At 62.2% G+C, this 26,201-nt stretch carries 23 protein-coding genes and 1 tRNA gene; 15 read left to right on the top strand and 9 right to left on the bottom strand.

Going from position 1 to position 26,201, the window contains the following annotated elements; translation table 11 throughout:
• Positions 1–76 precede the first annotated feature (76 nt).
• On the top strand, positions 77–562 hold the full coding sequence (locus tag FQV27_RS12395) for a hypothetical protein (RefSeq protein WP_147098912.1): 486 nt from the start codon (positions 77–79) through the stop codon (positions 560–562).
• A gap of 230 nt (positions 563–792) precedes the next feature.
• Here the strand turns inward: FQV27_RS12395 and FQV27_RS12400 are convergent, their stop codons facing one another.
• Entirely contained in the window at positions 793–1,005 is a 213-nt protein-coding gene (locus FQV27_RS12400; protein WP_147098914.1) for a hypothetical protein, read from the bottom strand.
• Positions 1,006–1,171: 166 nt separating this feature from the next.
• On the opposite strand from FQV27_RS12400, the gene FQV27_RS12405 reads away from it, so the two are divergent.
• From FQV27_RS12405 to FQV27_RS12445, 9 genes are all read left to right on the top strand, one after another.
• On the top strand, positions 1,172–2,782 hold the full coding sequence (locus tag FQV27_RS12405; RefSeq protein ID WP_222611696.1) for a hypothetical protein: 1,611 nt from the start codon (positions 1,172–1,174) through the stop codon (positions 2,780–2,782).
• 20 nt (positions 2,783–2,802) lie between these two features.
• Positions 2,803–3,909, top strand: coding sequence for a phosphatase PAP2 family protein (locus tag FQV27_RS12410; RefSeq protein WP_147098919.1), 1,107 nt, complete (start codon positions 2,803–2,805; stop codon positions 3,907–3,909).
• Positions 3,910–3,911: 2 nt separating this feature from the next.
• Complete coding sequence (locus tag FQV27_RS12415; RefSeq protein ID WP_147098924.1) at positions 3,912–5,999, top strand: S8/S53 family peptidase; 2,088 nt, start codon at positions 3,912–3,914, stop codon at positions 5,997–5,999.
• Between the two features lie 375 nt (positions 6,000–6,374).
• Complete coding sequence (locus FQV27_RS12420; RefSeq protein ID WP_147098929.1) at positions 6,375–8,015, top strand: AMP-binding protein; 1,641 nt, start codon at positions 6,375–6,377, stop codon at positions 8,013–8,015.
• 50 nt (positions 8,016–8,065) lie between these two features.
• Positions 8,066–9,217 carry an ABC transporter substrate-binding protein gene (locus tag FQV27_RS12425; protein ID WP_147098931.1) on the top strand — a complete coding sequence of 384 codons (1,152 nt, stop codon included), beginning with the start codon at positions 8,066–8,068 and terminating at the stop codon, positions 9,215–9,217.
• Between the two features lie 66 nt (positions 9,218–9,283).
• Positions 9,284–10,204 (top strand): branched-chain amino acid ABC transporter permease, encoded by a 921-nt coding sequence (locus FQV27_RS12430; protein WP_147098935.1) that lies wholly within the window; start codon positions 9,284–9,286, stop codon positions 10,202–10,204.
• Between the two features lies 1 nt (position 10,205).
• On the top strand, positions 10,206–11,189 hold the full coding sequence (locus FQV27_RS12435) for a branched-chain amino acid ABC transporter permease (protein WP_147098937.1): 984 nt from the start codon (positions 10,206–10,208) through the stop codon (positions 11,187–11,189).
• Positions 11,182–11,931, top strand: a complete 750-nt coding sequence (locus tag FQV27_RS12440) for an ABC transporter ATP-binding protein (protein ID WP_147098939.1) — start codon at positions 11,182–11,184, stop codon at positions 11,929–11,931. Before FQV27_RS12435 ends, FQV27_RS12440 begins: the two co-directional genes overlap by 8 nt.
• Positions 11,928–12,617, top strand: a complete 690-nt coding sequence (locus FQV27_RS12445) for an ABC transporter ATP-binding protein (protein WP_147098941.1) — start codon at positions 11,928–11,930, stop codon at positions 12,615–12,617. Before FQV27_RS12440 ends, FQV27_RS12445 begins: the two co-directional genes overlap by 4 nt.
• An 18-nt stretch (positions 12,618–12,635) precedes the next feature.
• Here the strand turns inward: FQV27_RS12445 and FQV27_RS12450 are convergent, their stop codons facing one another.
• From FQV27_RS12450 to FQV27_RS12485, 8 genes are all read right to left on the bottom strand, one after another.
• Positions 12,636–13,655, bottom strand: coding sequence for a lipocalin-like domain-containing protein (locus FQV27_RS12450; RefSeq protein WP_147099015.1), 1,020 nt, complete (start codon positions 13,653–13,655; stop codon positions 12,636–12,638).
• Positions 13,656–13,665: 10 nt separating this feature from the next.
• Positions 13,666–15,990: an FtsX-like permease family protein gene (locus tag FQV27_RS12455; protein WP_147098943.1), complete on the bottom strand. Its 2,325-nt coding sequence runs from the start codon at positions 15,988–15,990 to the stop codon at positions 13,666–13,668.
• A complete protein-coding gene (locus FQV27_RS12460; RefSeq protein WP_147098945.1) occupies positions 15,987–16,658 on the bottom strand; it encodes an ABC transporter ATP-binding protein in 672 nt (223 codons plus the stop codon). The genes FQV27_RS12455 and FQV27_RS12460 overlap by 4 nt, the downstream gene beginning before the upstream one ends.
• 148 nt (positions 16,659–16,806) lie before the next feature.
• On the bottom strand, positions 16,807–17,871 hold the full coding sequence (locus FQV27_RS12465) for a quaternary amine ABC transporter ATP-binding protein (RefSeq protein WP_147098947.1): 1,065 nt from the start codon (positions 17,869–17,871) through the stop codon (positions 16,807–16,809).
• Positions 17,864–18,748 carry an ABC transporter permease gene (locus tag FQV27_RS12470; RefSeq protein ID WP_147098949.1) on the bottom strand — a complete coding sequence of 295 codons (885 nt, stop codon included), beginning with the start codon at positions 18,746–18,748 and terminating at the stop codon, positions 17,864–17,866. Before FQV27_RS12470 ends, FQV27_RS12465 begins: the two co-directional genes overlap by 8 nt.
• A gap of 75 nt (positions 18,749–18,823) precedes the next feature.
• Positions 18,824–19,819, bottom strand: a complete 996-nt coding sequence (locus FQV27_RS12475; RefSeq protein ID WP_147098951.1) for an ABC transporter substrate-binding protein — start codon at positions 19,817–19,819, stop codon at positions 18,824–18,826.
• 398 nt (positions 19,820–20,217) lie between these two features.
• A tRNA-Asn gene (locus FQV27_RS12480) sits at positions 20,218–20,292 on the bottom strand.
• Positions 20,293–20,352: 60 nt separating this feature from the next.
• A complete protein-coding gene (locus tag FQV27_RS12485) occupies positions 20,353–21,192 on the bottom strand; it encodes an MBL fold metallo-hydrolase (RefSeq protein WP_147099017.1) in 840 nt (279 codons plus the stop codon).
• Positions 21,193–21,253: 61 nt separating this feature from the next.
• Between FQV27_RS12485 and FQV27_RS12490 the strand changes: the two genes are divergently transcribed.
• The 5 genes from FQV27_RS12490 to FQV27_RS12510 all read left to right on the top strand — a co-directional run.
• On the top strand, positions 21,254–22,606 hold the full coding sequence (locus FQV27_RS12490) for an ATP-binding protein (protein ID WP_147098953.1): 1,353 nt from the start codon (positions 21,254–21,256) through the stop codon (positions 22,604–22,606).
• Positions 22,607–22,980: 374 nt separating this feature from the next.
• Positions 22,981–23,352: a 30S ribosomal protein S12 gene (gene rpsL / locus FQV27_RS12495; protein ID WP_022705687.1), complete on the top strand. Its 372-nt coding sequence runs from the start codon at positions 22,981–22,983 to the stop codon at positions 23,350–23,352.
• A 12-nt stretch (positions 23,353–23,364) separates the two neighbouring features.
• Positions 23,365–23,835, top strand: a complete 471-nt coding sequence (gene rpsG, locus FQV27_RS12500) for a 30S ribosomal protein S7 (RefSeq protein ID WP_147098955.1) — start codon at positions 23,365–23,367, stop codon at positions 23,833–23,835.
• An 18-nt stretch (positions 23,836–23,853) separates the two neighbouring features.
• Positions 23,854–25,977 (top strand): elongation factor G, encoded by a 2,124-nt coding sequence (gene fusA, locus FQV27_RS12505; protein ID WP_147098957.1) that lies wholly within the window; start codon positions 23,854–23,856, stop codon positions 25,975–25,977.
• Between the two features lie 84 nt (positions 25,978–26,061).
• The coding region (locus tag FQV27_RS12510) for a GTP-binding protein (protein ID WP_246133049.1) at positions 26,062–26,201 on the top strand (140 nt) is incomplete at its 3' end.

The following is a 26,201-nucleotide window of genomic DNA, read 5'->3' on the forward strand; positions in this document are numbered from 1 at the left end:
GGCTTAATGAAAACAGGCAGGCGAAATCTTTCAAAGCCGAGCCAGTTAACGAGTTACCGTTTTCCAAGAGTTCACAGTGGCAAGTGAATTCGGGCAGGTTTTCGTCATGTCTGTTCCTCCTGATGTTTGTCGAACGGCGGCTTTGGCCGCCGTTCTGACGCTTTGGACAGTGTCGGATGTCGCGCAAGCGCAGCCAGCACCCGCTGATGGGGTGCAGCAAGCGGCGTCGAAGCTGCTGCCGATTCCGGCGGGAAGCACACAGGTGTCCGGCGAGATCATTGTGAAACTGCGCGGAACATCCGGCGATACCCCGCCGCTGCTTCCGTTTCGCGATGCAGATATGCTGGGCCTTCAGGGGGCGCCGGATATCAGGCCGGGCGGCGCGCTGATCTACCGTCTCAGTTATGATGCGCTTCTGTCAGCAGGCGCCGAGGAGGAGGTGGATCGCGAGTTGTCCGCGATTGCAGCCGAGCTTGTCGCGCGCGATGACGTGGTTTACGTGCAGCCGAACTGGGTCGCTTCGGGCAAAGATCAGGTTGTCGATCAGCTGTGGGGCCGGTGAAAATCTGACGCCCGAAATTTTCACGGCAGTTTCACGCACACTCCTCGGCGACCTGACGTAAGCTTTAGCTATCGGGTTCGGGCAAAGGTGATCCCGGTGGTTTTGAGTACCAGAAAAATTTCGTCGTCGGGCACCGCGCGATGGGCAGGCCAATTACCGGCCATTCAAGGCAGATCCCATCGCGCGGCTCCCCCGAACATTCGCGCATTGCGCGGAAATCCCAAAGTATTCTAGCGATTCGGAAAGTCGTCAGGGCTCGATCTGTCCAGATCCGCCGGGCCGACACGGTCGATCACGACCACCATCCAGTTCAGCACCATGCGCAGATCGGCCGGAAGCTGATCGTTTTCCAGAAGCTGAAGCGGGTGTTCGCGCAGGTTCGGCCAGCGTTCATAGAAGTCATTTATGGACCTGATGTTAAGGTGCGATTCTGCGCCACTCATGTCGTGGTCCTTCCGTTAGAGGTCGATTGCCCCAGTTTCCCGCAAATCCTCCCGACACCCGGTGTGAATAAGGTGTGAGCAGCTTTGCGTAATGATTTGAGTGGCGTAAGCTTTCTTAACCTTTGTTGAGGGCCGCCCCGTAATGTCCTGTCAAATGGAAATATCCATGTTCGGAACCTGCGCCGTGAAAATCGCGGGCGAGGGGGGTGTCGAGGTGCGTGGCGCGAAGCATCGCGCGCTGATCGTGTTGCTGGCGACGGCACCGCTTGGCCGCCGTTCGCGGAGCTTCCTGCAGAATACGCTTTGGGGCGATGCTGGTTATGACAGCGGGCACCAGAATCTCAGGCGGGCGCTGTCTGATCTTCGAAAGCTGCTTGGCGATGATTTCGACCGCCTGTTTCACACCACCAGCACCGATGTCGAACTTGTGCTGGATCATGTCCGGATGGTGGGCGATGCGCGACGCGGTGTCTTTCTTGACGATCTGAATGTGCACACGCCGGGATTCGACAGCTGGCGCGAAAGCCATTCCAGTAACCCCGCGCGCATCTTGGCGCTTTGTCAGGACGCGTCAAATCATACACGACCGCGACCCCGGATCACCGCGCTGCCGATGACCGTGCTGGGCGGCGACGCTGTGTTGCGGACGCTTGGTGACTGGGTGGCCGAAGAGATATGCCGCTCGCTCTCGCGCTCGTCGCTTTACACGGTGATCTCGCATCTGTCAGCGCGGGCAATGGCAACGCGGATGATCGACATTGCCGATGTGCGCAAAACGCTGGATGTCGATTACATGATTACCGGGACCATGCGCCACGCGAAGGGCGATCTGGTCATGGATTTCGATTTTGTCGATACCCGAAGCGGCGCGATCCTGTGGAACCGCCATATCACCAGCCCCGAGCAGAGCTTTGTTGACGACCTTCCCGAGAAACTGGTGAATGTCGTCGTCTCGGCGGGGCGAAGCATTGCGGATGCTGCCGTTGCGCATGCCAGCGATCGGCGCGTCGGAGAGATTGCCGATCACCAGTTGCTGCTGGCTGGCGTCTCGTTGATGCACCGCTCGCCCATGCGCGACTTCCTGCGCTCTTATGACCTGCTGACCGAGGCTTCGGCGCGGATGCCGCACTCGGCCGATATTCACGCATGGCTGGGCAAATGGCACGTGCTGAATGTCTTCAAGAACTATACCACCGATATTAGCCGCGATACCCAGCTTGCCCTGGACAGCACGCGGCGCGCGCTTGATCTGGACCCGAATTCAAGCTTCGGGCTGACCATAAACGGCTTCGTGCATGTCAATCTGCTGCGTGATCTCGGGCGCGGCGAGGCGCGATATAACGCGGCGCTGGACATCAATCCGAATGAAAGCCTGTCCTGGTTGCTGCGCGGAACGCTGATGGCATTTCAGGATGATGGCGGCGCGGCGATCCGCGCAACGGACAGGGCGCGCCATCTCTCTCCGATCGATCCTTTCGGATATTACTACGACAGCCTGTCGGCCTCGGCCCATCTGGCTGCGTGCGATTACGCGCGGGCGCTGGAACTGGCCGACCGGTCGCTGATGGCGAATGAGCGGCACTTGTCCACATTGCGCACCCGCATCGCGGCGCTTCATTTCACCGGGGATATCGAAGGCAGCCGGAAGGCCGCCAGCGACATGATGCGCCGCTTCCCGGAATTCCGGCTTGAAAACTATCAACGCGATCATCCGGCGGCATCCTCGGCGACCGGCCGAAATGTGATCGAGGCATTGAAGGCCGCGGGTGTTCTGTAAACAGAGAAAGGAACGGTATCATGTCGGCATCAGGCGGATTTGGCGGCTTCGGTGGGTTTGGTGGCTTCGGAGGTTTCGGCGGCTTCGGCGGGCTTGCGAATTTCACCGGCCTTGGCGGGTTTCTGGGGCAGGGTGATACCGGGTCCTATGACGCAGCAACGACGATGGGTCTTCTGACCACGTCCGAGGCATTGGGCCATCTGGCCGGAATAGCGCCCCCGCCTGCAAGCGATGTGCTGCAAATGAACGATCCCGCGAACATGTCTGGCTGGGCGGTCTGGGTGCGCGGCTCGCTCTATCTGTCGGAATTCATGCGCGGGCTGGCATGGCAGGTTCCGGGTGCGGCGCCTGATCGCGTCAGTCTGTCCTTCGACGGCGCGCCCCTCGCGGTCCTGCACCGGCCGTCATCGCAGGTTATCGAGGACCAGTGCCGCTATGTCCGCGACTATGCCGCCCTGCGCGAAGAGAGAGGCACCGAGATCGTGTCGCAGCTTGGCTTTCCGACGCCCTATTTCGCGATGCTTCTTGGGCTGCATTCCGGGCAGCACAAGCACACGTTCGAACTGATTACCGCGACGCAGGTTGTGGCTGCGCATGTCGCCATGGTCGCCAAGGCCGCGCTCGCGGTCAGGCGGCCCGATCAGATAGATGCACGGGTTCAGCCGATGCTGCCGACACCCGGCCACCCTGCGTTTCCGTCGGCCCACGCGACCGAAGCCTATGCGGTTGCGACCGTGCTGGATCATCTTGTCAAAAGCTGGGGCTCGCTTGCCGATGAAGCCGCACGGCGCGCGCTGATCTATGGCCTGGCAGAGCGTGTGGCCGTGAACCGCACAGTCGCGGGCGTGCATTATCCCATCGACAGCTGGTGCGGTGCGACGCTTGGCTCGGCGGTCGGCAAAGCCGTGCTGAACCGTTGCGGCCAGCAGACAGCGATCCGCGAGGCAACATATATCGCTGCCGATCATGACTTCTTCCACCTCGATTTCAGTGACGAGGCGCGCGCTGCGGAACGTGGCCTGACCTATGCCGCCGAGGGAGAGGCCGCGGATGCGGGCCCTGCTTTCGGCTGGCTTTGGTCGCGCGCAGTCGCAGAGCGGCAGGGCCCCGCACCACAAGGGGGCTGATGATGGCTGAGCGAGATCGCGGACCTGCCGCGCGCAATCTTCCGCATTATACCGGACCGTATGAGCGCTGGATTTTTTCGCGCGATCTCGGTCGGCCTTTTGCCTTTCCCAGCATCGCCGACGGGCCAGATCGCTATTACGCCGCGCTCGCCGAAGGCGGCTTGTCGCCAGATGGAATAGCGGCGCGGCCGCCGAATGCCATCGCGTTGCCGCCGCTGTGGAATATGCTGGGCGAAGATCTTGCCGCCGTGCCCTTCGTCGTTCACCGCAACGGGGAAGAAATGCCCGAGACAGATGGCGAGGGTCCGGCCCCCGGCATCAGCCTGACACAATCCGGGCCGGGGCCTGCGCGCGACGGTCTGCGCGCGCGCTATCGCCTTAACTATCCGGTCGCGGATCGAAGCTGGGTCAGCGACTATGACGAAACGCTCGGGCTGGCGGACTGGGCCGAACCATCGCGACCGCCTAAGGTGATCGTCGGGGTGATTGATGACGGCATTCCGTTTGCGCATCGCGCGTTCCTGAACCAGCACGGTAAGACGCGGATCAGTCATTGCTGGCTGCAATCGGGGGCAGCCGGGGCCGGGCGCTCTGCCGTGCCGTTCGGACGCGAATTGATGAATACGCAGATCGACGCTCTGCGGGCGGATCATCTCAGCGAAGCGGCACTTTACCTTGCTGCGGGCGCGCTTGATTCTGCCCTGCCGGATCTTGGCCTGCATCTTCGCGGCAGGGCCAGTCATGGCGCGCATATCGCCGGGATATGTTCCGGAAATGACCCATGCCTGCCGGGACAAAAGGTCGATGAGGATATCGCGATCATCGCGGTGCAGCTTCCCAATACCGTCGCATGGGACACGTCCGGCTTCGGCAAAGAGATGTATATGCTCAGCGCGCTGCACTATATCTTTCACCGCGCGCGCCTGATCGCGGGGCATTATGCCCCCGGTCCCAAGGAACTGCCGCTGATCGTGAATTTCAGCTATGGCTGGAGCGCGAACCGACATGATGGCGGCGCCACGATGGAGCGCGCCTTTGATGAGCTGGTCAGCCGGCGCAAGGCCATCCAGCCCGCGACATCGCTGAATATGCCGATGGGGAATAACTTCGCCAAGCGCATGCACGCCCAGATCACCCGCGACGATCTGGTCGATGACCGCCAAGAGATCGGCTGGTGGCTGTCGCCGGACGACATGACCTCAAGCTATCTTGAAATCTGGTTGCCGCAGGGTTTCAACACGAAGGGCTTCCGCGTCACGGTCACGCCGCCGCCGGGATTTGCGACCGACGGCCCGGCGGTGATCGAACTGCGGCCGGGCCAACATGAGGGCGGCGATCCGCGCGATTTTGCCGATGTGGCCATTGGCGGCGATATTGTCGGCCAGCTCTCGGTCGACCGGCATTTCCGTGAGCGCTGGCGTGTCATGCTGGCGCTGATCCCAACGAGTTACGCGCATGGCGCGCGGCGACGTTCACCGGCTGGCGAATGGCGTATTCAGATCGAGGCGCCATTCCTGCGCGCTGACGAGGCAGTCAACATCTGGCTGCAGCGCGACGACGATCCCGGTGTCCTGCGCAGCGGTGGCCGTCAAAGCCACCTGATCGCGCCCGACCGCCCCCGCGCGGATCAGCAGGGGCAGGACGACGATGAACCTGGAATGCTGCGCGGATATGGCCTGTTCAACGGCATCTCCTCGGCCCCGTCCGTTACCCGCGTGGCAGGTTTCGATCAGCACAGCGCGATCCCGAGCCGCTATAGCGGGGCGGGTGGCGTGCAGCGCATCAATGGAAAGGTTGTCGCCTGGGGCGCATCGCCCGCTTTTGCCGCAGCGGCCGATCAGGGCCAGTTCCGGCCGGGGCTTCCCTCGATCGGGCTGATAAGCGGATCGGGCGTCAGGCTTCAGGGAACCAGCGCCGCCACCGCGATCGCGACCCGCTGGATGGCCGCGAACATTGCCGAGGGACGGGGCATGACTGATGGGCTGAAGCCGCTTCCACCACTGCCAGAGGAAAAGAAAGACCGTCCGGTTTCAATCGTGCTGCAGCGCGCGCGTCTGGGGCAGGGGCTGGTGCCGACGGACTGGGGCTGAATGTCGCGCGTCTGCCGGAAAGAGGCGGTGCGCCGCTGCGGCAATCCCAACCGCGAAGGCGGCGCACCTATCCACCCGGCGAGGTTTTGGCGCGGGCAGAATCGCTTCAGGGGCGTGCGATAACTCACAGCCCCTTTTCTGGCGCAGCGCGTCCAGATCCTTGTAAAACTTAAATAACGCTAAATCGGGTCGGCAGTCATCATGGGCCATGCCGCTGATTCGAGTCAAGCTGCGCGGCGCTTCGACTGCTGGTTGCGCGTCAGTCAATATTATTCGTATTCAAAATTTTTGGGTTTGATAAATTTCAAGCATGTGGCAGGCTCGTGCGTGGCCCTTCGCGGTTCTAAAACCGCCAAACGGCCGAGGAGGAGGAAGATGACGCATATGCCTCAGCTTGGCCCGTCGGGCCATGTCGACAGTTTCGCGCGCGATAACCTGCCGCCTGCCGATTGCTGGCCGGAGCTTCGCCTTGGCAGGTTCGAATACCCGCAGTTTCTGAATGCGGCGGTCGAACTGTCGGATCGAATGGTCGACAAGGGGTTCGGCGATCATACGGCGTTGATCGGGAATGGGCGCATCCGCACCTATAAGGAGCTGACGGACTGGACCAACCGCATCGCCAATGCGCTGACCGAGGACTATGGCGTGAAGCCCGGCAATCGCGTGCTGATCCGATCTCCGAACAATCCTGCGATGGTGGCCTGCTGGCTGGCGGCGACGAAAGCCGGTGCGGTGGTGGTCAATACGATGCCGATGCTGCGCACGGGAGAACTTTCGAAGATTATCGACAAGGCAGAGATCAGTCACGCGCTTTGCGACACCCGTCTGATGGACGAACTCACCCGTGCCGCGAAGGACAGCCGCTTTCTGGAAACTGTCGTGGGATTTGACGGCACCGCCAATCACGATGCCGAACTGGACCGTTGCGCGCTGACGAAGCCGGTGCGCTATGACGCCGTGCAGACAGGTCGCGACGATGTTGCACTTCTGGGCTTTACCTCTGGAACCACGGGAGAGCCGAAGGCGACGATGCATTTCCATCGCGACCTGCTGATTATCGCCGATGCCTATGCGGCAGAGGTGCTGAACGTTCAGTCAGACGACGTGTTTGTCGGCTCTCCGCCGCTTGCTTTCACCTTCGGACTTGGCGGGCTGGCCGTCTTTCCGCTTCGCTTCGGTGCTTCGGCGGCATTGCTGGAAACCGCGTCGCCGCCCAATATGATCGAGATAATCGAAAAGCATCGCGCGACGATCTGCTTCACCGCACCCACCGCCTATCGTGTCATGATGCAGGCAATGGACGAAGGTGCCGACTTGTCCAGCCTGCGCGCCGCGGTTTCGGCCGGCGAAACCTTGCCCGCGCCGGTCTATCAGGAATGGGTCGAAAAGACCGGCAAGCCGCTTCTGGACGGGATCGGCTCGACCGAGATGCTGCATATCTTCATCTCCAACCGCTTCGGCGATTCCCGGCCGGGATGCACGGGCAGGCCGCTGCAGGGATATGAGGCGCGCGTCATCGGACCCGATGGCGCGGAACTGCCGCGCGGCGAGCTGGGACGGCTGGCGGTTCGCGGCCCGGTCGGGTGTCGCTACATGTCCGATCCGGTGAAGCAGCGCGAATATGTCCTGGATGGATGGAACCTGACCGGCGATACATTCTTGCAGGATGAAGAAGGCTATTTCCACTTCGCCGCACGCAATGATGGGATCATCCTGTCCTCGGGCTATAACATCGCCGGGCCAGAGGTCGAGGCCGCGCTTCTGTCCCATCCCGAGGTGCTGGAATGCGCCGTGGTGGGCGCGCCATGTCCCGAACGCGGCCAGATCGTCGAGGCACATGTCGTCATGCGCGACGGTGCCGAGACGGGGCGGGCCATGGCGAAGATCCTGCAGGATCATGTGAAAGCGGCCATCGCGCCCTATAAATATCCGCGCCGCATCGTCTTTACAGACAAGCTGCCCAAGACAGAAAGCGGCAAGATCCAACGATTTCGACTGCTTGAAGACAGCGCGTAAATCGGCACAGTTGTGATCCATAAGATAAAACAAGATCAGGGAGAAAAATCATGAACGCACGAAAAAGGCTGCAATTCGGGGTTGCCGTGGCAGCGCTGATGCTTGCCGGGGCAGCGGGTGCCGCGCCGGTCAAGGTCGGCATGATTACCACGCTGTCGGGCGGCGGTGCGGGGCTGGGGATCGACACCCGCGACGGCTTCATGCTGGCACTGAAACAGGCGGGCGACGCCGCATCCGAGGTCGAGCTGCTTGTCGAAGACGACCAGCAGAAGCCGGATATTGCCGTACAGATCGCCGACAAGATGATCCAGTCAGATCAGGTCGATCTGCTGACCGGCATCGTGTGGTCGAACCTCGCCATGGCGGTCGTGCCGGCGGCGACGGCTCAGGGCAAATTCTATCTCTCGACGAATGCGGCGCCTTCGGCGCTGGCGGGGGCGGGCTGCGACCCTAAATATTTCGCGGTTTCGTATCAGAACGACAATATGCACGAAGCGGCTGGCGCCTATGCCAAGAAGGCCGGAATCGGAAAGGTGTTCATCATGGCGCCGAACTATCCGGCGGGACAGGACAGCCTGACTGGCTTCAAGCGTTTCTATGACGGCGAGATCACCAACGAGGTCTATACCCAGGTCGGACAGACCGATTACGCGGCCGAGATCGCCCAGATCCGCAACAGCGGCGCGGATGCGGTCTTCTTCTTCCTGCCCGGCGGCATGGGCATCGCCTTCATGAAGCAATATGCGGAATCCGGTGTGGACATCCCGCTGATCGGCCCGGCCTTCAGCTTCAGCCAGGACATTCTTCCTGCCGCCGGGGATGCGGCACTTGGCGTGATGAACGGGGCGAACTGGTCGAAGGACCTCGACAATCCGGCCAACGCCACCTTCGTCGAGGGTTTCGAGACCGAATACGGCCGGCTGCCGTCTCTCTATGCAGCGCAGGGCTATGATACCGCGAACCTGCTTCTGTCAGCGATGTCCAAGGCCGATATCACGGATGCCGACGCGTTTCGCGCAGCCTTGGCCGAGGCTGATTTCGACAGCGTTCGCGGCAAATTCTCGTTCGGTCCGAACCAGCATCCGATACAGGATTTCTACATCCGCGAGGTGGTCAAGGAAGGCGATGTCCTGACCAACAAGATCGTCGAGCCGGTGCTGACCGATCATGCCGATGCCTACGCGGCCGATTGCAAGATGTAGCACCGCCCCGCGACCGGGCCGGTCGGAATACCGGCCCGGAACGGAGTTTGATGAATCTCGGAAGGATTGCCGGTGCTTCTGGTGGCCGAGCAGGCGCTGAACGGTCTGCAATACGGAATGATGCTGTTTCTCATGGCGGCGGGGCTGACGCTGGTTTTCGGCGTCATGGGGCTGATAAATCTGGCGCATGGCTCGCTTTACATGGTCGGCGCATTTGCCTGCGCATGGATCGCGGCTGCGACGGGGTGGTTCTGGCTGGGGCTTCTGGCCAGCCTGATCGCCGCTGCAGCCGCAGGTGCGCTGATCGAGATACTGGTCATACGGCGTCTGTATTCGCGCGACCATCTGGATCAGGTGCTGGCGACATTCGCGCTGATACTCGTCTTTTCCGAGGGCACGCGCTGGCTGTTCGGGTCGTTTCCGCTTTATCTCAGCCTTCCGCCTGCGCTTACGGGCGCGGTGACGCTGCCGGGCGGGCTGCAATATCCGCTGTTCCGTCTGGTCATCATCCTTGTCGGCGGGGCTGTCGCGGTGGGCCTCTGGCTGATGATAACGCGCACACGCCTTGGCATCCGCATCCGTGCCGGTGAAGCCGATCGCGAAATGATCGCGGCGCTCGGCGTGGATATTTCGCGTCTTTACACAATCGTTTTCGCGCTGGGCGCGGCGCTGGCCGGGCTTGCCGGGGCGCTTGTCGGGTCCATCCAGTCGGTTCAGGTCGGCATGGGCGAGCCTGTGCTGATCCTCGCGTTCGTGACTGTCGTGATCGGCGGGATCGGATCTATCAAGGGGGCTTTGATCGGGGCGCTGCTGGTCGGCATGACGGACACGCTTGGCAAGGCGCTGTTGCCGGGCGTGCTGGCGCGGTTCATGGATGCGTCGAGCGCAAATACGATCGGCGCGTCGCTGGCCTCGATGCTGATTTATATCCTCATGGCTGTGGTGCTGATCTTGCGCCCTCAGGGCCTTTTCGGGGCGAGGGCGTGACATGAGGCAGGTTTTCGACCGTGAGGCGCTTATCAATCTGGCGATTTTCGCGGCGCTGGTGGTCACCGCTGTCGTCGCACATGTCGCCGGGCAGGGCTTCACGGTCACGTTGGCGACCAAAGCCGCGATTTTCGCCCTGGCTGGCGTGGGGCTGAACCTCGCCCTTGGCTATGGCGGGATGATCTCGTTCGGGCATGCGGCGTTTTTCGGCATAGGCGGCTATGTGGCGGGCATTCTGGCCAGTCACGCGGCCAGTGGTGCGCCGTTAGTCGCGTCCTTCGCCGGCACCACGAGCATGCTGGCCATATGGCCTGTCGCCATGATCGCGTCTGGGATTGCCGCGCTGCTGATCGGGGCGCTGTCGCTGCGCACGTCGGGCGTCTATTTCATTATGGTCACGCTCGCGTTCGCGCAGATGATCTTCTATTTCGCGATCAGCTGGCCGCGTTACGGCGGCGAGGACGGGTTGAGCTTCTATGTCCGCAACACCTTTCCCGGCCTGAACACGTTTGCGCCGATCCAGTATTTCGCGATTTGCGCAACCCTGCTGGCGCTGGCACTGATCCTGACCGCAATCATTACGCAATCGCGCTATGGGCTGGCCCTGCAGGCGGTTCGCCAGAACAGCCAGCGCAGCACTGCGGCCGGCATCCGGCCCTACGCGATCCGCCTGACGGCTTTCGTGCTGTCCGGCATGATCACGGGGCTGGCCGGCGCGCTTTATGCCGATCTGAACCGCTTCGTCAGCCCGTCGATGCTGTCATGGCATATGTCGGGTGAGATCATGGTTTTCGTGATCCTCGGCGGTGTCGGCAGATTGTGCGGGCCGGTCGCGGGGGCCGCGATTTTCATTCTGCTCGAACATCTTCTGGGCGGGGTCAGCGAACATTGGCAGGCCCTGCTGGGTCTGATGCTGCTTGTGATCGTTCTGTTCGCGCCCGGCGGGCTGATCGGAATGCTCAGCGGAAGGAAGCGCCATGCCTGAACCGGTTCTGGAAATCGAGAGCCTGTCAAAAAGCTTTGGCGCGCTGAAAGCGACCGATGATGTCAGCCTGACCCTGCGCGGCGGAGAGATCCATGCGCTGATCGGCCCGAACGGAGCCGGAAAATCGACACTGATAAAGCAGATCACGGGAGAGCTTCGGCCGGATAGCGGCTCGATCCGGTTTCAGGGCAGGGCGATTGACATCCTCGACGCGGCGGGGCGCGCGCGGCTGGGGCTGGCGCGCAGCTTTCAGGTCTCGTCGGTGATCCCGGATTTTACCGTGCGCCAGAACGTGATGCTCGCTGTGGCGGGTGCGTCGGGCCATGTTTTCCGCGTTCTGCGCCCGGCGCAGTCCGATGCCAAGCTGACGGCGCCGGCAGATCATCATATCGCGAAGGCGGGACTGCACGAACGCGCGCAGGCAAGGGCCGCCGAGCTGTCGCATGGAGAGCGCCGCAAGCTGGAAATCGCAATGGCGCTTGCGCTGAAGCCCCGCGCCTTCCTTCTGGATGAGCCCATGGCGGGGATGGGTGCTGAAGGCGGGGGTCAGGTGACGGCGATGCTCTCTGCGCTGAAGGCCGAGGCGCCGATCCTGCTGGTTGAACATGACATGGATGCGGTTTTCGCATTGGCCGACCGCATCTCGGTTCTTGTCTATGGCCGCATCATCGCGTCAGGCAGCGTGGACGAGATCCGCCGCGATCCCGAGGTCCGCAGATCCTATCTGGGGGATGACGCATGAGCGCGCTTCTGGAACTGGACGGCATCACGGCGTCTTACGGGGCGGTGCAGGCGCTGTTCGGTGTGTCGCTCGCCGTGGCAGAGGGTCAGGTCGTCGCGCTGATGGGCCGCAATGGCATGGGCAAGACGACGACGATCCGCTGCATCAGCCGGCTGATGCCGTTGACCGGCGGGCATTTGCGGTTTGCGGGGCAGAACGGCGCGGCGCTTGGCGCGCCTGCCATGGCGCGCCTTGGCATCGGGCTTGTTCCCGAGGGGCGGCGCTGTTTCGCGCCGCTGACTGTGGCGGAGAACCTGATCGCTGCCGCCCGGCCAGGCGCGTGGGATATGACGCGTGTCTGCGCGCTTTTTCCGCGGCTCGGCGAACGCATGGGGCAGGTTTCGCGCACGCTGTCAGGCGGAGAGCAGCAGATGCTGGCCATCGGTCGCGCACTGATGACCAATCCGCGGCTTCTGGTGCTGGATGAGGCCACGGAAGGCCTTGCGCCTGTCGTCAGGCAAGAGATCTGGGCCGGCATCCGAGAGCTGAAAGCGCAGGGCCTGTCGATCCTGCTGGTTGACAAGTCGCTGCGCGAGATCGCCTCGGTCGCCGATCATGCAGTTATTCTGGAACGCGGCGAAAGTGTCTGGCAGGGTGATGTCGGCGCGCTGACGCCCGATCTCGCCGACCGCTACCTCGGGGTCTGAGCGGGGCGTGTGATCGCGTCACTCCGGCTGCCAGCGATAACCCGTCATTTCGAGATAGCCGCGCCCCGTCTCGCTGCCCGACACTGTCACCGGCCCCTCCCAATAAGAAACGCGCGTCTCCATCCAGGCATCGCGGTTCAGTGCCGACACGAGAAGGTCGAGATCGGCAGCCGGGATGCGCAGTCGCCATTCGACCGGAACCCCCCGATGGGTCTGTTCCGGCGTCACCGCGATCTCATCATTCGTCAGTGTGCGCGTGCGCCCGTCCACCCCGATCAGCGTGCCAGACCGGAAGTCTTCCTGCCCGCGCAGGCGGAACGCCATCAGCTTGCGCCCATCGTCGAGCGCCAGCGAAAACCAGTCCCAGCCCTGCTGATCCTTCGCAAGAGGCTGGCTTGACCATTCGCGGTCCAGCCAGCCGTGGCCCGATACGGCGCGCGGCCCGTCACCCAGATCTACTGTGCCGCTGGCGTTGTAGAAGGGCTGCGAATAGTAATAGCTCGCCTGACCGAGGCCGGATTTGACCGAATAGCCATCCCGACCGTGGCGGATAAGCGGCCCGGTCGCGGTCAGGCCCAGTTCATAGCGAAAATCCGTGCCCGCCGCGCTCAGCGTGATTGCGTCAGGCGTTTGGCCCGACATGCGCCAGTCGTCGATCCATGCCGAAAACGGCTGCCCGGTCGCACCTGCCTGGCCGGTTCCGCCACGCGCGAAACGTTCGGCAACGCGGTGCGTTTCGGTCGTCGTGACGGCGGCATGTCCCATCCACACGTGCCGCGCAGAGCTGTCCTGAAGCAGGTTCGGCGGATCAAGGGCGAAGCGGAACAGCGTCCACTGGATGCCAAGCGGCGTTCCGTCATCGAAGATCAGCGGTGCCGTCAGATACCACCATTCGACGCGATAGCCGGGATGCGGCGCATGGTCGCGCGGAAAAAGGATCGGCCGTTTCGGGTCGGGCATTGCGAAGCCTTCCGCATCCGAACCCAGCCCGGCAAAGCCCTGCGCGGATGCCGCCGGCGCGGCTAGCATCGCGATCATGAAGGCGCGTCTATCCGTCACGGCTCAGCACCTCGCTCAGTGCGCGCGACGAGATCCGTGCCAGGCGATGCGCGGGCCAAAGCGCCGACAGGACCGAAGCAGCGATACCCACGCCGATCAGCAAAAGCCAGTGCGCAGGATCTGCGCGGAAAGGCAGTCGCCAACCGAACGCTTCGACATTCACGATGGCCAGCAGCAGCCAGGACAGCAGGATACCCAGTGGCAGCGCCAGCAATGCGGTCGCGGCGGCGGTCAGCGCGACGCGAAGAAGTTCCAGCCTTGCAAGCTGACGGCGCTCAATCCCCATCGCCCAAAGCGGCGTGAGACGTGGCAGCCGCGCATCGGCCGCCGCAAGAAGCGAGGTCAGCACCGCAAAGCCAGCGACCGCAAGGGTCAACCCGTTCAGTGCAGCGGTCACTGCAAAGGTCCGTTCAAAAATGCGCATCGAGGTGGCTTTCATGTCGGCTTGCATGGCGATGCGTTCAGCCGGAATCCCGGCCGCGATCATGCGCGCGCGAAGTGAGGCCGGGTCGCTCGTCCGGATCGCATGGCGCGGTGTCGGAAGGCCGGGCGCGATACGGTCCAGTCTCTGGTGAGAGACATAGACCTTTCCCAGCGGATTTCCGTAATCGGCGATGATGCCGCTGACCGTCGCAGGGCCATCCGGCAGCGCGATCACATCGCCAATCGACAGTGCGGCGCGATATGAAAGCTGCTCGCTGATAATTGCTCCGTCCCCGGACAATGTGGACCACGGATCATCAACCGCTTCCAGAAGCGACCATTCGCGATAGGTCGGATCGTTGATGACCCCGTTGATTTCCGCAGGCTGGCCCGCCACCACGGATTTCAGCGAACGCAGCGGAAGCAGTCTTTCATCCGGCGACAATTCGGCGCGAATGTCGCCTGCACCGCCGGGCGTCGCGACATAAATTTCCGCCGCGAGACGCTGATCTATGAATTCGGCAAAGCTCTCGCGGAAGCTGCCGACCATCGTGGAAACGCCGATATTGGCAGCTAGCGCCATCATCAGCGCGGTCATGGCCAGCGACATGCGGGGGATCTGCGTTTCGGTTTCGGCCAGCATCCATTCGCCAAGCGGCCCGGTCGCAAGCGGTCTGGCCGCGCGCAGCAGCGCGCGGATGGTTGCAGGCATCGTCGCGGCCCCGCCCAACAGCAAGGCAGCAATGGCTGCGAATGCCGCCAGCAGCCCATGCCCCCAGATGACCAGCCCCGCTGCCGCCGCGAAAAGCGCCAGCCCCGCCGCCGGCCACCAATATCCGAAGCTGCGCGGCTTTTCGTTCAGGACCGCGCGATCAGACGCAGCAAGCATCGGACCTGCCGCGCTCAGCAGCGTCCCGAGAACAGCCATTGCCAGCCCGCCAAGCCACCAGACGGGCCGCAGCGCAATATGCGTGCCGACGCTGGCCCCATAGATCCCGTCAAGCGTCACCGACACGCCCGGCATCAGCCAGCTCGCCAGCCCATATCCAAGCAGAACGCCCAGAAGACCAGACAGGGTCGCGATGATCGCGATCTCTGCCAGCATCAGCGCGCGCAGCAATCCCGCCGGCGCGCCGAGCGTGCGCAGCGTCCTTATGCTTTGACGTCGCTGCGCGATTGCGAGCCCGACGGTGCCGCGCACGATGAACAGCCCGACGATAAAGCAAAGCGCGCCGAAGGCGCTGAGGTTCAGCCGAAAGCTGTCGGTCAGCGCCGCAGGCACTGCCGTTTCGGCGGGCAGGACATAGGCGAGATGCGGCGTCACGCCAAGCGGATCGGGCGCGCCAAGCGGTTGCGGCGAGAGAAGCAGCAGCGCGTCGAGGTCTGTTCTGCCAAGCAAGCGCTGCGCGATCTGTATATCCGCGACGGCCTGCCCATTCGGCACTGACGGATCAGCCACAAGGTCCGATTCGGGTGCAGTGTTCGCCGGAACAAAAACGCTGTCCGCAGCGCCCGCCGAGCCCATGAAGTCGCCCCCCGGCCAAAGGTCTGACGGCGCGCTCAGCGGGTCGATGCCGGTCAGTCGCAGATGCTCGCCGGATTGCAGGCGGTAGTCGCCCCGGATGATCGGACTGACGAGGACACCTGCGCGCCGCAACGCGACGAAATCCTTCCAGGTCAGCGTTTCGCCCTCGACCGGCTCTAACCGTGGCAGGCCGACGATCCGGCTGGCGCTGGCAGCGGATGTCATGCTGGCCCGTGCTTCGGCATTTATCGCCTGCACCCCGGTCCACAGCGCTGTTGCCAGCGCTATTCCCGTGATCAGCGTCGCCAGTTGCAACCTGTTTCGTCGCCAATGGGACCAGAACGCCAAGAGGATCGCGGCGATCATGCCGGTCGCACCTTCCCGTGGCTCAGGTGAAGGCGACGGCTCATCCGGCTGGCGATGCGTTCGGAATGGGTCACGAGAAGCAGCGCGCAGCCTGTCTCGGCCACCAGATCCAGCATCGCCGCGATCACGACATCGGCGCTGCCCTCATCAAGGTTTCCGGTCGGCTCGTCTGCCAGAAGCAGGGCCGGGCGCAGTGCCATTGCGCGCCCGATCGCGACCCGCTGGCGCTGACCGCCGGAAAGCTCGTCAGGCATTCTGTCCGAAAGCCCCGAAAGTCCGAGACGCTCCGTCAGCGCATTTGTCCAAGCGTCATCGCGACGCCCGGCCATGCGGGCGTGAAAGGCAAGGTTGTCTGCGACGTTCAGACTGGGGATCAGATTGTATTGCTGGAATATCAGTGCGATGCGCTCGCGCCGCAGCCGGGCGAGGCCATGATCGGGCAGGGCGGTGATATTCTGCCCCGCGACCCGGATGTCGCCGCTGTCAGGTCGGTCCAGCCCGGAAATGAGGTGCAGAAGTGTGCTTTTGCCCGATCCGCTTTCGCCGGTCAGCGCCAGTGTCGCGCCGGGCTCAAGCGTGAAGCTGGTATCCGACAGCACCTCGATATCCGAGCCGGGGCGCGAAAAGCTTTTGCGCAGATGCGATACGTCAAGCGCGGGCGTGGTCATGTTGCGGGGCAGTTCCTGATGCAGGTGCGGTCGTCACGGGACGAGGTTGCACCAGCCTGCCAGCGATGGGCGCGCGATGCCAGCCTTGGCGGGGCGGGGCGCGGCGATCGCAGGCGGCGGCAGGGTAGGCCGCCGCCTGCGGATTGCATCAGGCGACCGCTTCTTCCAGCGACACTTCTTCGGTGTCGTCGGGCGCGATCATCTCGGCAACTGTCTTTGCCAGCGTGACGCTTCCGACATGGTTGCCCTTCGCGTCCGTGATATTGGCGCGGTTCGTATTTTCGTTGGTCATCGCGCGCGCCGCCTCTTCCAGCAGGGTCGTATGCGGCAGCGTCACCGGCGTGTCGCTGCGCTCGCCCTTGCGCATGATTGTGCGAACGGTAATCACGTGGCCGCGGCGCACATCGCGCAGGAAGCTGCTGATATAATCATTCGCCGGGCGCAGCACGATCTGTTCGCCCGTGCCCTGCTGGATGATCTCTCCGTCGCGCAGGATCGCGATGCGATCGCCGAGGTTCAGCGCCTCGTCAAGGTCATGGGTAATGAAGATGATGGTCTTCTTCAGCTCTGCCTGCAGATCGAGAAGGACAGACTGCATATCCGTGCGGATCAGCGGATCGAGCGCCGAGAACGCCTCGTCCATCAGCAGGATCTCGGCATCGTTTGTCAGCGCGCGCGCAAGGCCGACGCGCTGCTGCATGCCACCGGAAAGCTGGTTGGGATAACTGTCTTCGAAACCATCCAACCCGACGCGGCTGATCCAGCGTCGCGCACGCTCCTCGGCCTCTTTGCCGGGCAGCTTGCGGATATCGAGACCGTATGTGGTGTTTTCCAGCACCGTGCGATGCGGGAACAGCGCGAATTTCTGAAACACCATCGCGGTCTTTTCCCGGCGGAAGTTGCGCAGTTCGGTCTGCGACATCTGGACGATGTCCTTGCCGTCGAACATGACCGATCCTGCGGTCGGCTCAATCAGCCGGTTGATATGGCGGATCAGCGTCGATTTCCCCGACCCGGAAAGCCCCATGACAACCTGAATCTGACCGGCCGGAATGGTCAGGTTCACATCGTTCAGACCAACCACATGCTGGTAGCGGGACTTGATCTCTTCCTTGCTCATCCCGTTTTTGACTTTATCGACCAGGGATGCGCCGTCGGGTCCGAAGATCTTGTAAAGGTTGCGGATTTCGATGTCATGAATCGCATCAGCCATGGACGGCCTCCAGATGTTTTTGCAGCCGCTTGCCATAGGCCTGTGTCGAGCGGTCAAAGATGATTGCAATCGCGACAATGGCCAGACCGTTCATCACGCCGAGCGTGAAATACTGGTTGTTGATTGCCTGCAGCACGGGCTGTCCAAGGCCTTTCACCCCGATCATCGAGGCGACGACAACCATTGCAAGGCTCATCATGATGGTCTGGTTGACGCCTGCCATGATCGTCGGCAGCGCCAGCGGAAGCTGCACATCGCGCAGCTTCTGCCCACCCGAGGAACCGAACGCCTCGGCCGCTTCCAGTACATCTGCCGGCACCTGCCGGATACCCAAATTCGTCAGCCGGATAATCGGCGGGATCGCATAGATCACCACTGCGATAACACCCGGCACCTTGCCAAGGCCGAAGATCATCACGACCGGGATCAGATAAACGAAGCTCGGCATCGTCTGCATCATGTCGAGGATCGGTGTAATCAGCGCATTTGCCCGGTCCGACCGTGCCATCAGGATGCCGATCGGTATCCCAAGCACGACGGCAATGAGCGTGCACACGGCAACCATTGCGATCGTGCTCATCGTGTCGTCCCACATGCCGAAATAGCCGATCAGGCACAGCGAAATGACAGAGCCGAGAACGATCTTCCAGCTTCTGCTCAGCAGCCAGACAAGCGCGGCGAGTGCGGCCATCACGATGACCCATGGCGTGTCGATCAGCAGATTCTCGATGAAGACCAGCAGAACCTGGATGGGGTGGAAGATGTTCTCCAGCGTCTCGCCATAGGCGCGCGTGAAGTCGCGAAAGCCGGAATCGATGGCCATGCGCAATCCGCGCAGATCACCCCGGCTCATGGAGGGAAAGTCGATAAGGTCCATATGTCTTCTTTTATGCTGTCGTCAGAAACGCAAAACGGCCCGGCAGCGATGCCGGGCCGGTCGATATGTCCGGAATCAGATGGCGTCCTTGACCGCAGTCGCGACGTCTTCGCTGACCCAAGGGGTCCAGACATCGGCATAGTTTTCAAGGAAGTACCACGCGCCGTCTTCGTTGGTCGCCTGATTGTCGCCCATCCATGCAAGCAATTCGTTCACGGTGTCGTTCGACCACGCGCGCTTGCCCAGATAGTCCATCGTGACGGCATTCGATTCGGCGAATTCCTTGGTCACGGCGGTGAACACGTCAGAGCGAGGCCATTCGTTCAGCTTCGGATCGGGGCAGTTATTGACAACAGTGCAGCTGTCCCATGCCTCCTTGTCGTTTTCGACGCCGAGATCCAGCCGCGTCATCTCGTATTTGCCGAGAATGGCGGTCGGTGCCCAATAGTAACCAAGCCAGCCCTCGTCGCGGTTGAAGGCACGCGCGATCGAGCCGTCCAGCCCTGCGGCAGAGCCGGGATCGACAAGATCAAAGCCCTTGTCCGCGATATCAAGCGCGCGGGTCTGGTTCTCGGTGATGATCTGGCAGGCCCAGCCCGACGGGCAGCTGAAGAATGCGCCACGGCTTTCGTCTTCGGCACCGGGGAACAGTTCAGGATGGGCAAGCGCATCTTCGATTGTCTTGATACCGTTCTCTTCGGCGATCTTGGTCGGAACCCAGAAGCCTTCGACGCCGCCATCGGTCAGGATCTCTGACGCGATGACGATGCGTCCCTCGTCGACGGCCGCGTCAAGCGGGACCTTGACTGCGTTCACCCAAAGCTCTGGCGCGACATCGGGCTGCGCCTTTTCGTTCATCGAGGTGAAGGTCGGGACCGTATCGCCGGTCACCAGCTCCACATCGCAGCCATAGCCTTCTTCGAGGATGATCTTGTCCACCCATGCGGCGAGACCGGCCGATGCCCAGTTCATCTCGGCGATCGACACGCTGCCGCATTCATCCTGCGCATACGCAGCCGGGGCAGCAACGATCAGCCCCAGAAGGGCAAGTCCGGGTTTCATCAAATTCATGGTGGATACCTTTCACTTTTCTTCGTCGTCGGCGCGCCAGAAGGCCCCAACCGTCAGGGCCGGATGCAGCCGCAAGCCGACATTCGCATGCGCGGAGCATAACGGCAGCAGCGGTTTTTTGCCACCTTGCCCCGGCGAATAAGATTTATCTATATGATATTAAATGATAATTAATGGATATCGGCGCGCCGGAACAGGTCCGATCGTCGTTCTCGCTCAAGTCTGGGCGGCGCTCTCCGCCGCAATTCATAGGCCTCAAGGCGAAGGGAAAGGGTGCCTCGCCACTTGACCGCCGCCGCGCCCACCGAACGGCCCGACAGGAATTCAGATTCCGACACGGAACGCGCCAGCCTGGCACGCGACTTACCTCAGGAATTCTTGGCAATTCTAGGGATTTTTGGCTCCGGCGGTAGGGATCGAACCTACGACCAATTGATTAACAGTCAACTGCTCTACCGCTGAGCTACGCCGGAACACGGGGGGTGATATAGCTGCCGATTCCGTGGCCGTCCAGAGGGTTTGACGCAAAAAATTCACCGAAGTGAAAATTGCGATTCCGGGGTGATCGGGCCGGGGGTCGTGGTCGCGCCAAGCTGGGTCAGCGCGATCAGATGCGCAAGGACGTTGCGCGCTGCCGCGGGTAACAGCGCGGGCGGCACCTCATAGATGCGTCGTGCCAGATTTGCTGCATCGGCTGGGCCGTTCGCCAACGCGCGCAGGATCTGGGCGCTGCGCTCTTGCCGATGTTCGCGCAGTTCGGCAATGCGTGCGGCCGGGCTCTCGATCGGATCGCCATGGGCCGGCAGCAGACCGGACGTCCGCAGCGCTTCGATCCGATCCAGGCTGCGGAAGTAATCCAGCAGGTCGCCATCCGGCGGAGAAATCAGCGTCGACGACCAGCCAAGGATCACGTCGCCGCAAAAAAGCGTATCCTCCCACAGAAAGGACAGATGCCCGCCCATATGTCCCGGCGTGTGGATGGCCCGAAGTTTCCAGTCCCGCCCGGCGATTTCTTCATCATGCGTGATCCGGCGGTCGGGCATGAAGGCGGTATCGCGCCCTTCGCCGCCGCCCGCAGTGGTCACGAGGCTTTCCATAAAAGGCGATCTTCCGGCGTCGGCGGTTCCGAAAGCCAGCACCGGCGCGCCGGTCGCCGCTGAAAGCGCTGCCGCCCCCGCAGAGTGGTCGAGATGGGCATGTGTTACGAGGATATGGCTGATGCGGCCGGCGCCTGCTGCAAGGATCGCCTCGCGGTGGCCGGCGATGTCCGGGCCGGGGTCGATCACCGCGATATCGCGCTCCCCCAGCAGAAAGGTATTCGTGCCCGGTCCGGTCAGCGGCGACGGGTTCGGCGCGAGGATCGTTTGCAGCATTGTCACGGGTTTCCCTTGTCCGGATCGGCGTCTAACCTAGCGGCGTCAAACTGGGGGCGCCATGCATTTCGGACCCGATTTCGGCTGGTTGAAACGTTTCATGCCGCGCGGGCTGTATGGTCGCGCGGTCCTGATTCTGCTGCTTCCGGTCTTCACGCTGGTGCTTGTGGTGACAGTCATGTTCCTGCAACGCCATTTCGAGGATGTGACCCGGCAGATGACGGCCTCGGTCGCGCTGGAGGCGGGTTTCGTGACGCGCAGCGTGGATCAAAGCACGGATCTCGCATCGGCTGTGTTTGCCGGCACGGACATTGCCAGCAATCTCGGGTTCGAATTCGCGATGCCCGGTCCCGTCGTTCATGAAAGCCGGGTTTTCTACGACGTCTCGGGCCGGATCGTTGCGGATGAGCTGCGCGCGAGCCTGCCGGGGCTGACCGCGGTCGAACTGAAGGATCTGAAGCAGGTGCGGCTTGGGCTGGAAGGTCCTTATGGCCCGTATACACTCACCTTTCCGCGCGGTCGGGTCAGCGCGTCCAACCCGCATCAGCTGCTGGTGCTGCTGGGTTTCACGGCCGCGCTGATGACCGTGATTGCGGGGATATTCCTGCGCAACCAGTTGCGACCGATCCGCCGCCTTGCACAGGCCGCCGAGGATTACGGGCGCGGACGGCTGACACCGTATCGTCCCGGTGGTGCAATCGAAATCCGAAGCGCGGGCGCGGCTTTTCTGGACATGCGCAACCGGCTGGAGCGGCTGGCAGAGCAGCGCGGCATGATGCTGAGCGGGATCAGCCATGATCTGCGCACGCCTCTGACGCGCTTGCAGCTTTCGCTGTCGATGATGTCGCCCGATATCGAACCCGACGCCGAGGAGATCGCCGCGATGCGCCGCGATCTCGACGAAATGTCGCGGATGATAAACGCATTTCTGGCATTCGCCCGCGACGCCGCCCAGGACGACACCAAGGCCGAGCAGACGGCATTGCTGCCATTTCTTCGGCGGATCATCGAGGATGCAGAACGTGGTGGCCATTCGATCGAGTTGCTGAGCAACGGCGTCGCCGAGGCCGATGCGGCGACATTCCGGCCCGATACCCTGCGCCGCGCGATCGAGAACCTGATCGGGAATGCCGGCCGCTATGGCGATCACACGCGCGTCGAGCTTTCCACAACGCCCCGCGCCGTCCGGATAAGCGTCGAGGATGACGGACCGGGCATCCCCGAGGATCGCCACGAAGACGCATTGCGCCCGTTCAGCAGGCTTGATCCTGGACGATCTCGCAATCGTGGCGAGGGGGCAGGGCTTGGCCTTGCAATAGCCGCCGATACGGCGCGGATGCTGGGTGGCCAGCTGCGGTTGGGGCGCAGCGAAGACCTTGGCGGGCTCAAGGCCGAGATCGCCTTTCCGCGATAGCAGTTCGCGGCGGGCCTGCGACGCGGAACCGCGCGCGAAGCGCCTGCCGCGCGGCAGGGGAACGCAGCCCCTTGCGGCAGGCGCGGCGCGCGCCCATATCTGGGCCTCAACGCCCTGCAAATGCGGGGTGTGGATTGTTGACAGCCCAGCCGATTCCGCCTATAGCCCGCCCGACCCGAAGGGTTCTTCGCCCTCGGGGTCCAGAACCACCTGATGGTCGGAATGCAGGACAAGCGCCTGTATTCACTGGATAGCCCCTCCGCCCCCGCATGGGAACGGAAGGGCTTTGGCTTTTTGCGATTCGCGCAACTGGCCGTCGAGAAGTGGCGCAACCGGCTGGTTGCGAGTATTGACAGAGCAAGACGGGGAACCGAATGCCTACGATTCAACAGCTGATCCGCAAACCGCGGCAGCCCAAAGTGCAGCGCTCGAAGTCGCAGCACCTTCAAGGATGCCCGCAGAAGCGCGGCGTCTGCACGCGCGTCTATACCACGACGCCGAAGAAACCGAACTCCGCTATGCGTAAGGTTGCCAAGGTGCGCCTGACGAATGGCTTCGAGGTCATCTCTTACATTCCGGGCGAAAAGCACAACCTCCAGGAACACAGCGTCGTGCTGATCCGTGGCGGTCGTGTGAAAGACCTTCCGGGTGTCCGTTACCACATCCTGCGCGGTGTGCTGGATACCCAAGGCGTCAAGGATCGTCGTCAGCGTCGTTCGAAATACGGCGCGAAGCGTCCGAAGTAAGGAGAGAGACAGATGTCACGTCGTCACGCCGCTGAGAAGCGCGAAGTGCTGCCCGACGCCAAATATGGCGATCGCGTGCTCACGAAATTCATGAACAACCTGATGGTTGACGGTAAGAAATCGGTCGCTGAGCGCATCGTTTACAACGCATTGGATCGCGTTGAATCGAAGCTGAAGCGCGCCCCGGTCGAAGTTTTCCACGAAGCCCTCGACAACGTGAAGCCTTCGGTCGAAGTGCGCTCGCGTCGCGTCGGTGGTGCGACCTATCAGGTCCCGGTCGAGGTTCGCCCGACGCGCCGTGAGGCGCTGGCGATCCGCTGGCTGATCACCGCGGCGAAAAACCGCAACGAAAACACAATGGAAGAGCGCCTCGCGGGCGAGCTGTCCGACGCCGTCAACGGCCGCGGTACCGCCGTCAAGAAGCGCGAAGACACCCACAAAATGGCCGACGCGAACAAAGCGTTCAGCCACTATCGCTGGTAACCGGAAGGAAGGCCCCTTATGGCACGCGAATATCCGCTTCAGCGTTATCGCAACTTCGGCATCATGGCCCATATTGATGCTGGCAAGACGACGACGACCGAGCGTATCCTTTACTACACCGGCAAGTCGCACAAGATCGGCGAAGTCCATGACGGCGCCGCGACCATGGACTGGATGGAACAGGAAGCCGAACGCGGCATCACCATCACGTCCGCGGCCACGACGACCTTCTGGCAGCGCCAGGAAGACCCGACCGCTGACGGGACCTCGGACACGAAGTATCGCTTCAACATCATCGACACCCCCGGCCACGTTGACTTCACCATCGAAGTTGAACGTTCGCTGGCGGTTCTGGACGGTGCGATCTGTCTGCTCGACGCCAATGCCGGCGTTGAGCCGCAGACCGAAACCGTGTGGCGTCAGGCTGACCGCTACAAGGTTCCGCGGATCGTCTTCGTCAACAAGATGGACAAGATCGGTGCCGACTTCTTCAACTGTGTGAAGATGATCAAAGAGCGCACCGGCGGCACCCCGTGCCCGATCGCCCTGCCGATCGGCGCCGAGGATCAGCTGGAAGGCATCATCGACCTGATCAAGATGGAAGAATGGGTCTGGAAGGGTGAAGATCTCGGCGCAAGCTGGGTTCGTCAGCCGATCCGCGCCGAACTTCAGGATCAGGCCGACGAATGGCGCGCCAACATGATCGAGCTTGCCGTGGAGCAGGACGATGATGCGATGGAGCAGTATCTGGAAGGCAACGAGCCTGACGAAGAAACCCTGCGCAAGCTGATCCGCAAGGGCACGCTGTCGCTGAGCTTCTTCCCGGTGATGGCTGGTTCTGCGTTCAAGAACAAGGGCGTGCAGCCCCTTCTCAACGCGGTTATCGACTTCCTTCCCTCGCCGCTCGACGTGCCCGCCTATATGGGCTTCTCGCCGGATGACGAATCCGAAGAACGCAACATCGCGCGCACCGCGAACGATGATGAACCCTTCTCGGCTCTGGCGTTCAAGATCATGAACGACAAGTTCGTCGGCTCGCTGACCTTTACCCGGATCTATTCGGGCAAGATCAACAAGGGCGACTCGATGCTGAACTCGACCAAGGGCAAGAACGAGCGTGTCGGCCGTATGATGGTCATGCACGCCATCGACCGTCAGGAAATCGAGGAAGCATTTGCCGGAGACATCATCGCGCTGGCGGGTCTGAAGGAAACCACCACGGGTGACACGCTGTGTGATCCGGCCAAACCGGTGGTTCTGGAAACCATGACCTTCCCGGAACCGGTGATCGAAATCGCCGTGGAACCGAAGTCGAAAGCCGACCAGGAAAAGATGGGCCTCGCCCTTCAGCGCCTGGCTGCCGAAGACCCGTCCTTCCGCGTCGAAACCGATCTGGAATCGGGGCAGACGATCATGAAGGGCATGGGCGAACTTCACCTCGACATTCTCGTGGATCGCATGAAGCGCGAATTCAAGGTCGAGGCGAATATCGGTGCGCCGCAGGTGGCATATCGCGAAACCATCTCGAACGAGGCCGAGATCGACTATACGCACAAGAAGCAGTCGGGTGGTACCGGCCAGTTCGCGCGCGTCAAGCTGATCATCACCCCGACCGAGCCGGGCGAAGGTTATTCGTTCGAAAGCCGCATCGTCGGTGGCGCAGTGCCGAAGGAATACATTCCCGGCGTCGAAAAAGGCATCAAGTCGGTCATGGATTCCGGTCCTCTGGCAGGCTTCCCGGTCATCGACTTCAAGGTCGCGCTGATCGACGGTGCGTTCCACGACGTCGACTCCTCGGTGCTGGCCTTCGAAATCGCCGCGCGTGCGGGGATGCGTGAAGGTCTGCGCAAGGCCGGTGCGAAACTGCTGGAACCGATCATGAAGGTCGAAGTGGTCACGCCGGAAGAATATACCGGTTCGATCATTGGCGACCTGACCTCGCGTCGGGGCATGGTTCGTGGTCAGGATGCACGCGGTAATGCGAACGTCATCGACGCCTTCGTGCCGCTGGCCAATATGTTCGGCTATATCAACAACCTGCGCTCGATGTCTTCGGGCCGCGCAGTGTTCACGATGCAGTTCGACCATTATGACGCGGTGCCGCAGAACATCTCGGACGAGATCCAGAAGAAATACGCGTAATCAAGGCGGTGCGGGGGAAACCTCGCGCCCTACCATCCCCGTAGGGTGCGCCTCGCGCGCACCGTCACTCAAAGGAGCTTTGCAATGGCAAAAGCAAAATTCGAACGGACGAAACCGCACGTCAACATCGGGACGATTGGTCACGTTGACCACGGCAAGACGACGCTGACGGCTGCGATCACCAAGTATTTCGGTGACTTCAAGGCGTATGACCAGATCGACGC

The sequence above is a fragment of the Paracoccus aurantiacus genome (genome assembly GCF_007993065.1).
GTDB lineage: Bacteria > Pseudomonadota > Alphaproteobacteria > Rhodobacterales > Rhodobacteraceae > Paracoccus > Paracoccus aurantiacus.

Coding starts and splice junctions, on each gene's coding strand:
- FQV27_RS12460 (WP_147098945.1), bottom strand. CDS start 16,658: ATGACCACGCCCGCGCTTGACGTATCGCATCTGCGCAAAAGCTTTTCG.
- FQV27_RS12445 (WP_147098941.1), top strand. CDS start 11,928: ATGAGCGCGCTTCTGGAACTGGACGGCATCACGGCGTCTTACGGGGCG.
- rpsG (WP_147098955.1), top strand. CDS start 23,365: ATGTCACGTCGTCACGCCGCTGAGAAGCGCGAAGTGCTGCCCGACGCC.
- FQV27_RS12450 (WP_147099015.1), bottom strand. CDS start 13,655: ATGATCGCGATGCTAGCCGCGCCGGCGGCATCCGCGCAGGGCTTTGCC.
- rpsL (WP_022705687.1), top strand. CDS start 22,981: ATGCCTACGATTCAACAGCTGATCCGCAAACCGCGGCAGCCCAAAGTG.
- FQV27_RS12440 (WP_147098939.1), top strand. CDS start 11,182: ATGCCTGAACCGGTTCTGGAAATCGAGAGCCTGTCAAAAAGCTTTGGC.
- FQV27_RS12470 (WP_147098949.1), bottom strand. CDS start 18,748: ATGGACCTTATCGACTTTCCCTCCATGAGCCGGGGTGATCTGCGCGGA.
- FQV27_RS12465 (WP_147098947.1), bottom strand. CDS start 17,871: ATGGCTGATGCGATTCATGACATCGAAATCCGCAACCTTTACAAGATC.
- FQV27_RS12435 (WP_147098937.1), top strand. CDS start 10,206: ATGAGGCAGGTTTTCGACCGTGAGGCGCTTATCAATCTGGCGATTTTC.
- FQV27_RS12455 (WP_147098943.1), bottom strand. CDS start 15,990: ATGATCGCCGCGATCCTCTTGGCGTTCTGGTCCCATTGGCGACGAAAC.
- FQV27_RS12490 (WP_147098953.1), top strand. CDS start 21,254: ATGCATTTCGGACCCGATTTCGGCTGGTTGAAACGTTTCATGCCGCGC.
- FQV27_RS12400 (WP_147098914.1), bottom strand. CDS start 1,005: ATGAGTGGCGCAGAATCGCACCTTAACATCAGGTCCATAAATGACTTC.
- FQV27_RS12415 (WP_147098924.1), top strand. CDS start 3,912: ATGGCTGAGCGAGATCGCGGACCTGCCGCGCGCAATCTTCCGCATTAT.
- FQV27_RS12420 (WP_147098929.1), top strand. CDS start 6,375: ATGACGCATATGCCTCAGCTTGGCCCGTCGGGCCATGTCGACAGTTTC.
- fusA (WP_147098957.1), top strand. CDS start 23,854: ATGGCACGCGAATATCCGCTTCAGCGTTATCGCAACTTCGGCATCATG.
- FQV27_RS12485 (WP_147099017.1), bottom strand. CDS start 21,192: ATGCTGCAAACGATCCTCGCGCCGAACCCGTCGCCGCTGACCGGACCG.
- FQV27_RS12405 (WP_222611696.1), top strand. CDS start 1,172: ATGTTCGGAACCTGCGCCGTGAAAATCGCGGGCGAGGGGGGTGTCGAG.
- FQV27_RS12410 (WP_147098919.1), top strand. CDS start 2,803: ATGTCGGCATCAGGCGGATTTGGCGGCTTCGGTGGGTTTGGTGGCTTC.
- FQV27_RS12475 (WP_147098951.1), bottom strand. CDS start 19,819: ATGAATTTGATGAAACCCGGACTTGCCCTTCTGGGGCTGATCGTTGCT.
- FQV27_RS12425 (WP_147098931.1), top strand. CDS start 8,066: ATGAACGCACGAAAAAGGCTGCAATTCGGGGTTGCCGTGGCAGCGCTG.